Source organism: Nocardioides marmotae (assembly GCF_013177455.1).
Taxonomy (GTDB): Bacteria; Actinomycetota; Actinomycetes; order Propionibacteriales; family Nocardioidaceae; genus Nocardioides; species Nocardioides marmotae.
In genome coordinates this window covers 2,819,349-2,834,005 of record NZ_CP053660.1, presented here as the reverse complement: position 1 = coordinate 2,834,005, position 14,657 = coordinate 2,819,349, and the positions used below count along the sequence as shown (strand labels likewise).

Annotated in this window: 15 protein-coding genes; 8 read left to right on the top strand and 7 right to left on the bottom strand. The window is 69.6% G+C overall.

Features of this window, described 5'->3' with window-relative positions:
• The first annotated feature begins 56 nt into the window (after positions 1–56).
• The 3 genes from HPC71_RS13535 to HPC71_RS13525 all read left to right on the top strand — a co-directional run bounded on the left by HPC71_RS13535 (position 57) and on the right by HPC71_RS13525 (position 3,068).
• Positions 57–1,226, top strand: coding sequence for an acyl-CoA dehydrogenase family protein (locus HPC71_RS13535; protein ID WP_154616365.1), 1,170 nt, complete (start codon positions 57–59; stop codon positions 1,224–1,226).
• Between the two features lie 32 nt (positions 1,227–1,258).
• Positions 1,259–2,164, top strand: coding sequence for a VOC family protein (locus tag HPC71_RS13530; protein WP_154616366.1), 906 nt, complete (start codon positions 1,259–1,261; stop codon positions 2,162–2,164).
• A 496-nt stretch (positions 2,165–2,660) separates the two neighbouring features.
• Positions 2,661–3,068, top strand: a complete 408-nt coding sequence (locus HPC71_RS13525; protein ID WP_154616367.1) for a hypothetical protein — start codon at positions 2,661–2,663, stop codon at positions 3,066–3,068.
• Positions 3,069–3,146: 78 nt separating this feature from the next.
• Here the strand turns inward: HPC71_RS13525 and HPC71_RS13520 are convergent, their stop codons facing one another.
• From HPC71_RS13520 to HPC71_RS13510, 3 genes are all read right to left on the bottom strand, one after another.
• A complete protein-coding gene (locus HPC71_RS13520) occupies positions 3,147–4,157 on the bottom strand; it encodes an Ltp family lipoprotein (RefSeq protein ID WP_154616368.1) in 1,011 nt (336 codons plus the stop codon).
• A gap of 121 nt (positions 4,158–4,278) precedes the next feature.
• The gene (locus tag HPC71_RS13515; protein WP_154616369.1) at positions 4,279–4,647 is read right to left on the bottom strand and encodes a PH domain-containing protein; all 369 of its coding nucleotides are present in this window, start codon (positions 4,645–4,647) and stop codon (positions 4,279–4,281) included.
• Positions 4,648–4,767: 120 nt separating this feature from the next.
• Complete coding sequence (locus tag HPC71_RS13510) at positions 4,768–5,418, bottom strand: PASTA domain-containing protein (RefSeq protein ID WP_154616370.1); 651 nt, start codon at positions 5,416–5,418, stop codon at positions 4,768–4,770.
• A 550-nt stretch (positions 5,419–5,968) separates the two neighbouring features.
• Here HPC71_RS13510 and HPC71_RS13505 point away from each other — a divergent pair.
• Complete coding sequence (locus HPC71_RS13505) at positions 5,969–6,628, top strand: hypothetical protein (RefSeq protein ID WP_154616371.1); 660 nt, start codon at positions 5,969–5,971, stop codon at positions 6,626–6,628.
• Positions 6,629–6,867: 239 nt separating this feature from the next.
• A complete protein-coding gene (locus HPC71_RS13500) occupies positions 6,868–7,539 on the top strand; it encodes a DUF4145 domain-containing protein (protein ID WP_154616372.1) in 672 nt (223 codons plus the stop codon).
• 86 nt (positions 7,540–7,625) lie between these two features.
• Here the strand turns inward: HPC71_RS13500 and HPC71_RS13495 are convergent, their stop codons facing one another.
• A complete protein-coding gene (locus HPC71_RS13495; protein ID WP_154616373.1) occupies positions 7,626–8,042 on the bottom strand; it encodes a hypothetical protein in 417 nt (138 codons plus the stop codon).
• A gap of 545 nt (positions 8,043–8,587) precedes the next feature.
• On the opposite strand from HPC71_RS13495, the gene HPC71_RS21265 reads away from it, so the two are divergent.
• Together HPC71_RS21265 and HPC71_RS13485 are read left to right on the top strand one after the other, a co-directional pair.
• Positions 8,588–8,794, top strand: coding sequence for a type II toxin-antitoxin system HicA family toxin (locus HPC71_RS21265; protein ID WP_412033871.1), 207 nt, complete (start codon positions 8,588–8,590; stop codon positions 8,792–8,794).
• On the top strand, positions 8,791–9,180 hold the full coding sequence (locus tag HPC71_RS13485) for a helix-turn-helix domain-containing protein (protein ID WP_154616375.1): 390 nt from the start codon (positions 8,791–8,793) through the stop codon (positions 9,178–9,180). The genes HPC71_RS21265 and HPC71_RS13485 overlap by 4 nt, the downstream gene beginning before the upstream one ends.
• Before the next feature lie 83 nt (positions 9,181–9,263).
• Here HPC71_RS13485 and HPC71_RS13480 read toward each other — a convergent pair whose 3' ends face one another.
• Positions 9,264–10,505, bottom strand: a complete 1,242-nt coding sequence (locus HPC71_RS13480; RefSeq protein WP_154616376.1) for a flavin reductase — start codon at positions 10,503–10,505, stop codon at positions 9,264–9,266.
• A gap of 291 nt (positions 10,506–10,796) precedes the next feature.
• Here HPC71_RS13480 and bsh point away from each other — a divergent pair, with 291 nt between their 5' ends.
• Positions 10,797–11,768, top strand: a complete 972-nt coding sequence (gene bsh / locus HPC71_RS13475) for a choloylglycine hydrolase (protein ID WP_171896789.1) — start codon at positions 10,797–10,799, stop codon at positions 11,766–11,768.
• Positions 11,769–11,911: 143 nt separating this feature from the next.
• Here bsh and HPC71_RS13470 read toward each other — a convergent pair whose 3' ends face one another.
• Positions 11,912–12,856, bottom strand: coding sequence for a 3-carboxyethylcatechol 2,3-dioxygenase (locus tag HPC71_RS13470; RefSeq protein WP_154616377.1), 945 nt, complete (start codon positions 12,854–12,856; stop codon positions 11,912–11,914).
• Positions 12,853–14,646 (bottom strand): bifunctional 3-(3-hydroxy-phenyl)propionate/3-hydroxycinnamic acid hydroxylase MhpA, encoded by a 1,794-nt coding sequence (mhpA, locus tag HPC71_RS13465; RefSeq protein WP_154616378.1) that lies wholly within the window; start codon positions 14,644–14,646, stop codon positions 12,853–12,855. Before mhpA ends, HPC71_RS13470 begins: the two co-directional genes overlap by 4 nt.
• Positions 14,647–14,657: the final 11 nt, after the last annotated feature.

Here is a 14,657-nt window from a genome sequence, read left to right as displayed (position 1 = left end):
CGGCGATCACCCCCGAACCCCTCGCGGCCCCGCCGCGCAGCAGAGATGAGGAACCCATGCACGAGGTGGTGGAGAAGGTCCACAAGGCCGCCGACGTCCTCCGCGAGGAGGCCGTGCCGAGCGACCGGCTGGGACGGCTGACCGATCGCACGGTCGAGGCGATGAAGGAGACCGGGCTGGTGCGGCTGCTCCAGCCGGTCGAGCACGGCGGGCACGAGGCCACGCTGGCCGACTTCCTCGAGGCCTCGATGGCGGTCGGCGCGGCGTCCCCGTCGGCCGGCTGGGTCGCCGGCGTCGTCGGGGTCCACCCGTGGGAGATCGCGATGATGGACCCGCGCATGCAGGAGGAGATCTGGGGCGAGGACCAGGACACCTGGACCGCCTCGCCGTACGCCCCGATCGGGCGCGCGACCCGCGTCGACGGCGGCTTCCTCTTCACCGGCCGGTGGCCCTACTCCACCGGCACCGACCACGCCGGCTGGGTCATCCTCGGCGGCATCGTCGTGGGGGAGGACGGCCAGCCCGGCATGCCGCCGGACGTGCGGCACTTCGTGATCCCGCGCGCGGACTACGAGATCATCGAGGACTCCTGGAACGTCATGGGCCTGCTCGGCACCGGCTCCAAGGACGTCGCGATGACCGACGTGTTCATCCCCGAGCACCGCGTCGTCGAGGCGAGCACGATGTCGGCCGGCGGCTACGAGCACCGGCAGGAGGGCAAGCCGCTCTACCGGCTGAAGTTCCCCGTCGTCTTCTCCGCCGCGGTCGCGGCCGCCACCCAGGGCATCGCCCAGGGCGCGCTCGGCGCCTACCGCGACTACCTCGCCGGCCGCGTCTCCGCCGACGGGATCGTGGGCAAGACCGACCCGACCCAGCTCACGACGTACGCCGAGGCGGCCGCCGACATCGCCGCCAGCCGCTGCCACCTGCTCACCTCCGCGGTCGAGCTCCAGGAGTACGTCACCAGGGGCGGGGAGATCACCCGCGCCCAGCGGCTGACCTTCCGCCGCGACCAGGTGCGCGCCTCGCGCCGCGCCGCGGACGCGATCGACCGGCTGTTCAAGATCTGCGGCGCGAGCGGCATCCGCACCGACTTCCCCAACGAGCGCTACTGGCGCGACCTCCAGGTGGGGCTCAGCCACATCTGCAACGTCGCCGAGAACGTCTACACCGGCTGGTCGACCGACGACCTCGGCGGCGAGGCCAGCCCGGCCCTGTTCGTCTGACCGGACCCACCTCACACACCAGGAGAACCAGGATGATCACTTCGCTCGCCTACCTCGGGGTGCGCTCGCCCCGGTCGGAGGACTGGCGCAGGTTCGGGGAGGGCTTCCTCGGCGCCGAGCTCGCCGCGGACGGCCCGGACGGCTCGGTGCGGCTGCGCGTCGACGACGCCGCGTGGCGGATCCAGGTCCACCCCGCGGAGCAGGACTCGGTGGCGTACTTCGGCTGGGCCGTCGACCACGAGGAGGACCTCGACGTCGTCCTCGAGCGGCTCGCCGCCGCCGGCGTGACCGCCGAGCGCGGCTCCGCGGAGCTGGCCGAGGCCCGCTCGGTCAACCAGCTCATCACCTTCACCGACCCGTGGGGCTTCCCGCACGAGGTCAGCTGGGGCCAGCACTTCTACCCCGCGACGTTCCGTCCCGGCCGCGCCGTCTCCGGCTTCGTGACCGGCACCCAGGGCCTGGGCCACGTGCTGCTGATGATGCCCGACATCGAGGCCGGGCACCGGTTCTTCCACGACGTGCTGGGCTTCAAGCTCTCCGACAAGATCATCGTGCCGGGCCAGCTGAACGCGCGGTTCTACCACGTCAACGAGCGCCACCACACGCTCGCGCTGGGGCAGTGCCCGCCCGGCGTCGCGGTCTTCAACCACCTGATGCTCCAGATGAAGTCCATCGACGACGTCGGCTCGGCCCACGACATGCTCGACGAGTACGACGTCCCGATCACCCTCAGCCTGGGCCGCCACACCAACGACAAGACCTTCAGCTTCTACTGCGCCACCCCCTCGCTGTTCAACATCGAGGTCGGCTTCGACGGTATCGAGGTCAACGAGGAGTGGGTCCCCTACACGTACGGCGCCGCCGCCATCTGGGGCCACAAGCTCGACCCCGAGGCGAAGAACCGCCCGCCGGGCATCGTGCACCCGCTTGCCAACTGACCCTCGGCTCCACCACCGCTGCCCCGGACGGATCCCGTCCGGGGCAGCGGTCGTTTGCAGGCCGCGCGAGCTCGACTGGGGGATGGGCTCCGACGGCTGGTCTCGCCGCGTGAGCGGATTCCTCTCCGCGCCGGCCCCGGGTCTGGGAGGCTCGCGCATCGCTCCATCTCGGGAGGACACCACGTGAGCACCGACGCCGCCGCCCCGCGATCCGACGCCCCTGACGGTTCGCCGTCGAACGACGACCGTTCGGACCCGGGTGCCACCACGCCCGCGGGCGGCACCGGGCGCCCGCGCTCGAAGCGGCGCCGGATCGTGGCGTCCTTGCTCGCAGCGACGTGCCTGGCGGCCGCCGGCGGCGTGACCTGGGCCGTGGTCACCGACCGCGCGGCTGACCAGGTGCTCCTCCGGTGGCCAGGACTCGAAGCCGGACTGCAACGGCGCGAAGTGGAGACCCCGTCAGAAGACGCCGCCCAGCTCCAGCACGCCGCAGGCCGTGGTGGTCGAGAAGGGCTTCCGGTGCACGATCACGGTCGAGGTCCTCAACCTCTCCGGGCGCACCGTCCACGTCGACCACGCGGTCGCACCATTCGCGGGGCCGCAGACCGGCACAGTCGTGACCGTGGACACGTCGCACCACCCGCAGCCGGAGCGCCGCCGCGACCTCGACCACAGCGGCGATGCCTACCTGGAGATCAGCGGTGGCCTCGACCTCGAGGCAGGAGACCAGGGTTCCTTCGACGTGCACCTCGTCTTCAACCGCCGCGGATGCAACCGCGGGGTGACGGCGTACGTCGAAGGCTGGCCCGAGGTCACGTTCTCGGTCCTGGGCCGATCCTTCGAACGTCCTGCCGCCAACACCTTCGCGATCCACGGCAAGCGGTCTCCGGGGTGTCGCGACTGAACCGCCCGCCCCCACGGTGCCTCCCGGGGCGCAGGGCGACTCTCGCTCGGCTGGGGTGTGGCGTACCAGACCTGTCGGTCAGAGACCGATCTTGTTGACGGCGTAGACCGCTTCCTCGACGGTGAACTGCGATCCGTAGCGGCTGGAGAGCTGGTCGATGAGGCCCTGCCGGGAGAACGAGGAGAACGACAGATAGTCCTTCGCCGACAAGACGGCCTGCTGCTTCCAGTCGACGCTCAGCTGCCCGACCGCCCAGGTCGCGTCCTCCACGCTGTAGCCGTCCGCGTAGGCCGACGACAGCTGGTCGATGAGGCCCTGCCGCGAGAAGGATGAGAAGGAGAGGTAGTCGTTCGCGGAGCTGAGCGCGTTCTCCATGGCCAGCGTCACCTTCCACCGGCTCGGGTCCGCGGGGAACGCGTCGGCTGCATCGGCATGGCGGTCCCCGTCGGAGTCCTGGCTGTACCGGGCGTCCTGCGGGAAGGCGTCCATCTGGTCGGCGACGCGGTCACCGTCGGCGTCCTTGCTGTACGTGGGGTCCTTCGGGAAGGCGTCCCGGTAGTCGGCGACGCCGTCGCCGTCCGTGTCGATGTCGTCCTCCGTCTGGACCTTCGGGTCATTCGGGCGGAGGTCGTCGCCGTCCCTGACGCCGTCGTTGTCGCTGTCGAGGTCGTCCTCGGTCTGGATGGCGGGGTCCTCCGGCCGGAAGTCGTCCTCGTCAGCCGTCCCGTCGCCGTCGGTGTCGACCGGTTCGCTGTCGGCAGCCGGTACGTCGTCGGAGCCGCCGTTGTCGCTGACGGCCGCCGGGGTCTCGTCCGCAGCGTTCGCAGGCTCGTCCTCGCCGCCGCTCACGGCGCCGGCCAGGCCCACGACCACGACGAAGGCGGCCACGCCGCTCACGACCTTGTGCCGAAGCACCCAGCCCACCACGCTCCCGGGAGCCTCCGACCGGGGAGAGGCCGTCCCTCCCGCCGCGGGTGCAGCGGGGGATTGCGCGGGGATGGTCTGTTCGGTCCACTGACGGCCATCCCAGTAACGCTGGCCGCTGCCCGCGTTGTCGGGATACCAGCCGGGCGGCGGTGATGCGTTCACGGGATCGGTCCTTCAAGTCGTCTGCTGTGCAAAGTCAGATCGACCGTAGGTCCGCTGGCGCTGGCGATTCGCAGAATCCGCTGGACTAGTCCACCTACGCTGCTCAAATGGCCCACATGGGCTAGCCGTTAAGGACGGCGTGCGAGATCAGGTGGTCCAGCTTCCGGATGTCGACGCCCTTGCCGAGCTTCACCTTGATGTGGCCGGCCCGGGTCCAGAGCTCCATCTCGGCGTTCATGTCCAGCTTTCCAGCGTTCTCTGAGGACCACATGTTGATCGCCGAGTAGGGGAGCGAGTAGATCTCGACCTTCTTGCCGGTGATGCCCTGAGCGTCCCGGACGATGAGGCGCTTGTTCGTGAAGATTGCGCTGTCGCGGAAGGTCTTGTAGGCAGCCCAGGGCTGCTCGCCCTCGACCAGGATGGGTCCGAGATCGGTGGGGATCGGGCACTCGGCGACGAAGGTCCAAGCGGTGATCGAGGCGGTCTCCATGGTGGGTACTCCTTGTGTGGCGTAGGTCGGGTGGTGTGGCGTAGGTCGGGACGGATGCCGGGCGCGCGATCGCACGCCCAGGTCAGGCGAGGGATGGTGACATGAGCGGCGACGCCGCGATCACGGGCAGGCCTCGTGCAGCTTCACCGCGCCGAGGTCGACCATGGTCGACAGCGGCGTGACCGTTCCGGGGGCGGGGTCCTGCCAGCAGACCTTCCATCCCGAGTCGAGGACCTGGAACCGCTCGGCGCCCGTGGCGTCGGTCTGAGTGAGGATGTAGGAGCCGAGTGACTGAAGCAGGTCTTGTGCGTCCTGGAGGACCATTCCGACCGTGCTCGGCATGACGAAGGTGTCGGCGCTTGCGTTCTTCCCACCGCCAGTGTTGGCCGCCGGCTTCTTGGTCGGCTGGGGCTTCTTCGTGGGGGTCCTAGCCGGCTGGGGTGACTCCGAAGCCGCGTCTGCCTCGTCCTGGCCCGCGGCGGAGTCCTCGTCATCGCATGACCGGTCCACCGTCAGGCGCGGCGCACCGCTGATCTCTTCTGAGGTGGCTGGTTCCTGGCCGCACACGATCCAGTTCGACTCGTCCACCACGCCGAACATCCCGCCGCCGATGACCTCGACCTCATCCTCGAAACCCGCCCGCTCGATGTCGGACAGCGCGACGTCGAGGCGCATGGAGACGACCTCCGGCATGACCGCAGGCTCGTCCTCGCCGCACGCCGTCAGCATGCCGGCGGCGACCACCAGGGCAGATAGAACTCGAAGCTTCACAGGTACTCCTCGCGGCGTCTTTACCTTTCGCCGCGAGTATCGAACAGCGCCTGCGGCCGGGCGACGGAACGGCAGGACTCGACCCCTTCGGGTGGGGCTCCGGCGAAGTCGGCACGAGTCCCCACCGTCAGCGGGGATTGCCCGTGTTCGCCAGCGCGGGTCCCTCTCCGATCTCGCGCTGTGCGAAGCGGCGGAGCCCGCCGCCTACTCCTTGCACGCGGATGGCGTGGCGCTCCCTGGATGCGTGCATCGGGACGTCGAGGTCATTCGCGGCGGTAAGACGCAGCTCCGCGAGTGCGCACATGCGGCAGACCCAGGCACGCGAAAAAGGCCGAAGGACGATCACCGGTTCGGCATCATCCCCGAACGTCACAAGACGCTGCCAACGACCATGAAACGTCGCGACGCTCGTGCTCTCGCGCTTCGCCCGCGGGACTGGCGCACAGGTGCAGTTCGCGTTTCTGGCCCACTGCGCTACCACGAGACCGTCCCGAGTAGCGGTTGGGGCGGGTCTCGTTCGTTCACGGGCCGCAATCGCTACCCTCGGCACGTGCCAAGCCAATTCCACGACAGGATCGATATCGGCGCCGACCCCGCGATCATCGACCCCTTCGTCGCCCTAGGCTGGGTGGAGTCTGAGTGCGATAAGCGCTTCGGTTTCGAGAAGGACCAGTTCGGGTTCGATGCCTACCGGCGCTCGGTCACGATGTTCTTCGAAGGCGGGACTGCTTCAGACAGCACGGTCGCGCAAGTGCGGGCGGACATGGCTGATATCGGCAGCGCCCCAAAGTTCCTGGCGTACAACCTGCGACAGTCTGGGGGCGAGTTAGAGATCGAAGTGACCCACTGGTTGAAGCGTTCTGAGCCGGTGATTGAAATCGAGGCTAGGGGTTCGGATCGAGTCCTCGTTTACGGCCTTGTTCGCGATCTAAGCGAACGCGTTCGCCACGGCATTGAGCGCATCGAATCAGGCGTCAAGCCCGAACCCTCGCCCGAGCCGTCCGTCCACGACGAGGCCGTGGCTGTTGTGACGAGCGGTCTGAGCATCGGGTCGATCAGTGCGTCCACGCGCTCGTCCCCGCCCGAAGCCCCATTCCCACCCGAACCCCCAGTGAAGAAGCACCCGTTGGCCAATCCGTGGGTCGCTGTAGTGGCAGTTCCAATGATCATCGCGATCATCGCCGTGATTCTGGATGCGTTTATCAACTAGCGCGGTGAGCAGAGTTCCGCTGCTGGTAGGTAGCACCAGGTGGTCCTCCACCCGCCTCGTCTCTCAGGCCACAGGAACACCACGAGGGCGACGATCGGCGCGGACTCGACGAACGTCACGCAGAAACCCGGATCGGTGTCCTGGCCCAGTTCTCCACCGTCGCGTAGAGCGGCAACAGCGCTCCGTGGTTCCACCTCAAATTCGGCACCGCTGTCGGTGGAGCTCGATACCGTTTCAACGTGCCTGGAGACGTCCCTAACTACCTCGGCAAGGCGTTCATCTGCCCGCACTGCAACGCGAACGCGCAGCAGTCCTGGGCGTCGTGCACCGCTCAGGGCCACGAGACCAGCGACACCTACCTGCCGGGGCTCACCATCTCGACCTGCTTCGTGTGCTCGGGACTGGCCATTTGGCTAGAGCAGCCCGTACGAACTGACACCTGGGGCGCTTCGGCGCGGATGATCTACCCGGCAGCCACCGTCGAGGGACCGAAGCGCAATGTGGACTTGCCGGAGGCGGTTGCGCGGCTGTACGACGAGGCTGCGACCGTCGTGAATCTCAGCCCGCGCTCGGCGTCGGCGCTGCTTCGGCTCGCTCTCGAAGCTCTGCTGGAGGATCTCTACCCGGACAAGGCGGGTAACCTCAACTCGATGATCGGCGCCGCGGTGCGGGACGGGCTGCCCGAGCGAGTCCAGAGGACGATGGACGTTATGCGGTTCAGCGGGAACCAGTCGGTACATGAGATCCACCACGACGATACGCCGCAGACCGCCGCGACACTGTTTGGGTTGCTGAACATCGTGGCCGAGCAGCTCATCACTCAGCCAAAGCAGCTAGACGCCCTGTACGAGGGGCTGCCAGACGGCTTCAAGCAGCAAGTAGACCGCAGGGACGGACGCGAGGCCGTTTGACTCCGCGCCCTTCGCGAACAGTGAGATGCGAGACCTAAACAAACTGAAGCCCGGTCGTTGACCCGCGTCTCCTCCGCGGCCCGCCTCTACGACCGCCTCCAGAGTCGAAGGCTCTTGTCGTGATTGGGAAGGCGCTGAAGCTCCTCACCAGCCGCTGTGGCGACCTTGACGGACGCCGTGGCGCTCTGAGCCTGGCCGATGCCCTGGATTTGTTTGAGCACCGCCCGCGCCGCGCTCCGAAGGTGCGGCTCGTCGCGGCCAAACTGTCCGATCAGTGCGATCGCCGCTGTCATCTCATATAGGCCGCGGTTGCCAGTCCGGTTGTTGGCCACCTCGGCGAGTTCGGTAAACCTCTTCGCGGTCTCAAGGCGCCGCTTCAGGGCTATGTCTGCCAAAGCTGCACGGGCAGTGACGTACGCACCGATTACGGCGATCAGCGCGATCGCGACCGTCGGAGTGATCAAAGAGAGAAGGGCGTCCTTCACGGGCTGTGTCAGTTCCACGTGCGCAGTCTCGCAGCGTCCCTGCTCGTTTTTCCGAGCGACATGGCTCGTCGAGGAGGGCGATGTATGCGGCATTAGCCTGGACCCCTGTTGACGGGGTGGTGGAAACGAACGAAACTCCTCGGCCCCGCGGACGTCGACGCAGTTGGGCATTGCGAAGGTGGGTCTTTCTTGGCGGAAGGTCGCGGCACTGGCGGATACTCGCCGCGGGTAAGCCCTTACGTCGGGAAGTCGGCCTCGTGCCAAGCTCGATAGTCCGAGGCGCGGTCGGCGCCGCCGATGGCGAGGTCACGCTCGACTGCGAACGGCGCGCTCGCGGGCGGGGGTGAGCTCGCCGGAGGAGAACTCCGCGAGCGCGTCGCGCAGGCGCTCGTAGTCGGCGTGCGCCCGGGCCGGCGATGCTTACCCTGAATCCCCGGCTGGAGTCCCGGCTTGATCGCCAGAAGAAGGGTCGGCGCTCGCTGCCGCAGCAGAGAGCGCATCCAGGGCGTCTAGGCCCTCTTGACTTGAACGTCTAGGGGGGATAGACCTAGGCTGTGAAGCCGATGAGCTACCGGGATCTCGCCCGACGGCTTCGAAGGGCTGGGTGCTCCATCATCCGCAGCTCGGGGCGGCATGAGGTTTGGGAGTGTCCGTGTGGGAAGCACCATGCGCCCGTTCCGAACCACGGAAGAGGCTCGGTGGTCGCCGCTGGAACCGTCCGCTCGATCATCACCCAGCTGTCCTGTCTTCCACCAGGAGTTGTCCAATGACCTTTCCGCTCACGCCGCGTGACCACTACGACGTCGTCGTCACCCGTGAGGCTCGGCATTGGGTGCTCGAAGTCGAGGGCGTTGGTGCAACCAATGTTCGTAGGCTCACCGAAGCCGATGACTGGGTCCGCGACCTGGTCGCGACCATGACCGATCAGCCGGTTCCGGATTCGACTACTTTCCGTTACACCGTTGCTGGCAAGCTCGGCGATCAGATCCGCGAGGTCAGGCGACGCCAGGAGGCCGCGGAGGAGCAAGCCGCCGCCGCTGCCGCAGCAGCCAAGGCCCTCGTCGGAGAGATGGTCCTCCACGAGGGCATCAGCCAGGCGGACGCCGCCAAGGCACTCGGCGTCTCCAAGCAGCGCGTTTCCCAGCTCGTGCGCTGACTCCACACCCGCGTGGCGAGAATGGGGCCGACCGCCCCTGGAGACGGACTGGCTCGCCGTGAGGTGCCCCGGAGGTGACCTCCTCACATCGGGAAGTCGGCCTCGTACCAAGCGCGGTAGTCCGAGGCCCGGTCCGCGCCGCCGCCGGTGGCGAGGTCGCGCTCGACGCAGCGGGCGGCGGCGCGGACCTGGTCGATCCAGCCGGTGACGGCGCGGCCGGGGACGCCGGCGGGGAGCTGAGTGGCGCGCAGGACCATGGCGACCCGGCCGTCGGGGTCGTGGACGGGGACGACGACCGCGCCGACGTCGTACGTCTCCTCGGGCAGGACCTCGACGTCGTCGAAGAAGTGGCGGGTCTGGGCGAGGACGGAGCGGACGGCGCGCTCGCGGGCGGGGGTGAGCTCGCCGGAGGCGTACTCCGCGAGCGCGTCGTGCATCCGCTCGTAGTCGGCGCGGGCGCCTGGGCCGACCATGCTGAGGGCGACGCCGCTCGCGGCGACGGTGGCCAGGCGGCGGCGGTAGCAGGTGACCAGCTCGGGGTCGTGCGGAGTGACCTTCGCCAGCCACCGCTCGACGACCTCGGGCGCGGCGCCGGCGACGTACGCCTCGCCGATCGGGGGGATCAGCGGGATCCGCTGGCCGAGCGGCTCGTCCATGGTGGCGTCGCCGCCGTACGCGCTCACCGCCGTGGTCAGCTCGTCCGGGCTCACCGCGACCAGGGCCGCCGCCTCGCAGCCCAGGCTCGTCGCGAGCCGCTCGACGTGGGTGCGGGCGCGGTCGCCGAGCCGGACGGCGGCGATCAGGTCGCCGTCGCCGCGGGCGGCCATGCCGGCGGGGGAGAACCCGCCGTACCCGCCCTGGAAGAACAGCAGCGGCGTCGCCGGCCGGGTCACCTCCATCGCGTCGACCGCGCACAGCACGATCCAGTGGTCGCCGGCCTCCATGACCGACTGCGTGCGGCAGTGGACGTGCGCGACGGCGTCGGCCAGGACGGGCGCGCCGGCGGCCGAGGGGGCCCAGTCGACCTCGTCGAACTTGTCCGGCTTCGAGACCGCCATCGTGCGGCACAGCGCGAGCTGGTCGTGGGCCAGGACGTTGACGCACAGCGCGTCCGCGCCGGCCAGCCGGTCCCACGTGCGCGACCCGACCTGCGGCATGAACGCCACCAGCGGCGGGTCGATGGAGACGCTGCTGAACGTCCCGACGACCATGCCGACCGGCTCGCCGTCGACGGTGCCGGTCACCACCGCCACGCCGGTGGGGTAGTGGCCCATGACCTCGCGGTAGTGGGCCGGGTCGATCAGGGGGCGCTCTGCGGTGTCCACCGCCTCACGGTGCGCCGGGGGCGGCCCGCGCTCAAGGAGCGCATGCCGCACCCCGGCACGCCGGGTTCGAGCGGGGGTCAGGCGCGGGTGCGGGCCGTCATCACGCCGAAGCCGGCGGTGTACTCGCGGATGGGGCGGCAGGGCGTCGTTGCGGGCCGCCGCGCACCCGGCCCCCGGACCGATCGGCCCGGGTACCTCCGCTCCCGCGGGAGCCCAAGGGCCCTCCCCAGCCCGGTGCTGTCTCCCGAGCGTGGAGGAGACCCATTCCGGCCCCGCCTCGGAGGCAGCACTGTGTGCACTGCGACGAACTACACCGCCAAGGACCACTACTTCGGTCGCAACCTGGACCTCGAGTTCTCCTACCACGAGGCGGTCACCATCACGCCGCGGAACTTCCCGTTCCCGTTCCGCAAGGCCGCGGACCTGACCACCCACTACGCGATGGTCGGGATGACGACCGTGGCCGACGGCTATCCGCTCTACTACGACGCCACGAACGAGAAGGGCCTGAGCATGGCCGGGCTCAACTTCCCCGAGAACGCCGACTACAAGGCCGAGGTCGCGGGGATGGACAACATCTCGCCGTTCGAGTTCATCCCCTGGATCCTGGGCCAGTTCGAGACCGTCGCCCAGGTCAGGGAGGCGCTGGAGAAGCTGGTGCTGGTGGACATCTCGTTCAGTGCGGAGCTCCCGCTCTCCCCGCTGCACTGGATCATCTCCGACCGCGAGGAGTCACTGACGGTCGAGTCGGTGAAGGACGGGCTGAAGGTCTACGACAACCCGGTGGGCCTGCTCACCAACAACCCGACGTTCGACATCCAGCTGTTCAACCTCAACAACTACGCGAGCGTGTCGACCGCCCAGCCGGAGAACCGGTTCTCCAAGAAGCTGCAGCTCGACACCTACAGCCGGGGTCTGGGCGCCGTCGGCCTGCCCGGCGACCTCTCGTCGATGTCTCGGTTCGTCAAGGCGGTGTTCACCGCCGAGAACTCGCTCTCGGGCGAGTCCGAGTCCGAGGCCGTCAGCCAGTTCTTCCACATCCTGGGCAGCGTCGAGCAGCAGCGGGGCTGCGTGGAGGTCGGAGACAGGTACGAGATCACGATCTACTCCTCGTGCTGCAACACCGACACGGGGATCTACTACTACCGGACCTACGAGAACAGCCAGCTGACGGCCGTCGACCTGCACAAGGTCGACCTCGACGGCGACAGCCTCTCCACCTATCCGCTGGTCACCGGCCAGCAGGTCCGGGAGCAGAACTAGCGGCGACCCGATCCACCCCGGGAAGTCGGTCTCGTACCAGGCGCGGTAGTCCGAGGCTCCTCACGGCGCGCCGGGGGCGGCCCGCGCTCGAGGCGCGCATGCCGCACCCCGGCACGCCGGGTTCGAGCAGGGTCGAGCGGGGGTCAGGCGCGGGTGCGGGCCGTCATCACGCCGAAGCCGGCGATGTACTCGCGGATGGGGCGGTAGTACGACGACGCGACGTCGTAGGGCCCTGCCGTGCCCAGGGCGGCGTACGCCGCGACCCAGGTGCGGACCTCGTGGGCGGAGTTGCCGGCGTCCTCGGCCATCTGGCGCGGGGTCATCGCGTCGATGGGGGAGAGGTCGCCCGAGGCGAGCACGCGCATGAGCTCCTGGTCCCACTCCGGGTTGAGGTCGCGGATCGTGGCGGTCCCGGCGGCGAAGGCGCGGCCGGTGTCGATGACCCGCTGCTGGCGGGCGTCGCGGGCCGCGGCGGTCGGGTGCCGCCCGTCGAGCAGCATCGCCCGCTGGGCCTCGTCGGCCGTCGCCCAGCGCGGCACCGGCGGGTCGTGGGAGAGGCCGCCGGAGCCGATGACGAGCACCCGCTCGTCCTCGAGGGTGGTGAGGAAGGAGCCGATCGCCTCGCCGAGCTTCCGCACGCGGGCCATCCGGGTGAACGGCTCGGCGACGCCGTTGACGAAGACCGGGATCGTCGGGACGGTGTCGATGCCGCCGAGCAGGATCTCCAGCGGCTGCACGGCGCCGTGGTCGACCTCCATCCGCCGCGAGATCGCCACGTCCAGGTCGCGCTCGGCGACCCAGCCGGCGAGCCGCTCGGCGAGCTCGGTCGGGACCGACAGGGGCCCCGCGGCGGTGCCGTAGTCGCCGACGCCCTGGGCCTCGAAGCCGATGCAGAACGGCGGCATCAGGTCGTGGAAGAACCCGTTGTAGTGGTCGGGTGCGAAGGACACGACCAGCGTCGGGTCGTAGTCGGCCACGAACGCGCGGGCGGTCTCGAACGCCGCGTCGACCTCGGCCTTGACCTCGGCGGGCGGGTCGTTGAACTCCAGCAACGGGCTGTGGGACATGCAGACCAGGGCCAGGCTCATGCGAGGGCTCCCATCTCGGCGGGGGTGTCGGCGGGGGTCGGGGCAGGGGTGTCGGCGGGGGCAGCCGCGTCGGTGCGCAGCGACCCGGCGGCGGCCACGGCGGCCAGCGCCTGGGGCGCCTGCTGGTTGAGCGCGGCGGCGGCGACGAAGTGGTCGGGGCGCAGCACGACCAGCCCGCAGGCGCGGACGTCGAACCAGCGCTTGAGCGCCCCGGAGGTGTCGCCGACCACGGTGACCGGCACGGGCGCGTCGGCGTACTGCTTCTCCGCCCACTCGCGCTGGGTCTCGGGGACGAAGGCGAGCAGCCGGATGTCGTGGCGCTGCACGAGCGCGAGGTCGGCGGCGGAGAGGAACGCGGTGGGGTCGGTGCCCCAGGTCGCGAGCGCCCACCAGTCGCCGGTCACGTCGTCGAGCAGCACGTCGCGCCCCTCGGCGGTGTTGACGCGCGGCTGGATGAACTGCAGGCCCACCGGCGAGGTCTCGCCGGCGGAGTCGACGAGCGGGGCGAGCCGGCCGCCGCGGAGGCCGGGCCGGGCGCGGCCGGGCTCGAGGGTCACCTGGTCGACCACGACGCCCTCGGCGTACCGCGGCATCGGCTTGAACCGCAGCTCGGTGAAGTACGACTTCCACGTCGGCACCACGTTGAGCGCGGTGGCGACGCGGTCGCGGATCCAGCCGCCGAGCGGCTTCATCTTCATGATCGACCCGGCCGCCATGTTCACCTCGATCATGTCGGCGGCGTGCTTGTGGCGCTCGGTCGTGTAGGTGTCGAGAAGCGCGTCCTCGGCGTCGCCGCGCAGGACGGCGCTGAGCTTCCAGGCCAGGTTGGTGGCGTCGCGCATGCCGGAGTTCCACCCCTGGCCCAGCCACACCGGCATCAGGTGCGCGGCGTCGCCGGCGATGAGGACGTTGCCCTGGCGGAACGACGTGGCGACGCGTCCGTGGTGGGTGAAGGTGCGCTGGTTGATGATCTGCAGCGCGTCCGGGTCGGGGACGAACCGCTCGAGCAGCCGGTTCATGAACGCCCGGTCCTCGACCAGCTCGGTCGGCTCGTCGTCGTGGAGCATGAACTCCCAGCGGCGGATGCCCTGCGGCAGGCCGATGGTGACGTAGGGCCGCTTCGGGTCCGCGCCGAGGTAGACGTTGGGGGAGCCGATCGGGTCGTTCTCGACGTCGACGACCACCCAGCGGGTCGAGGGCGACTTGCCCTCGAACTCCACGCCCATCCACTTGCGGGTGAAGGAGCCGCCGCCCTCGCAGCCGACGACGTACCGCCCCGTCACCTCGACGATCTCGGTGGCCCCGTCGGGGCCGACCCGCTCGGCGGTCACGCGCACGTGGTCACCGCGGTCCTCGATCCCGACGACGCGGTGGCCGAAGCGCAGCTCGGTGCCGGGGAAGCGGTCCAGGCCGGCGGCGAGCTCGCGATCCACGACCGGCTGGTTGAAGCCGTGCTTGCGCGGGAAGCCGAACTCCTGGGTCTGCGGGTCGTTGGTGGCCAGCACCTGCCCGCGGCCGTTGACCAGGCGCACGACGTGGTGGGGGACCGTGAACTGCTCGATCCGCTCCCAGAGCCCGGCGGTGCGCAGCGTGCGGATCGACTCATCGTCCAGGCCGACGCCGCGGGGGTAGTCGATCAGCTCCGCGCGCGCCTCGAGGACGGTCGCGCGGTGGCCGCGGACGCCGAGCAGGTTGGCGAGGGTCAGCCCGACGGGGCCGGCGCCGATGACGACGACGTCGGTGTCGAGGGTGACCTGGTTGGTGGCCGAGGTGGTCGGCTGGGTGGTCATCGCGTCGCCCC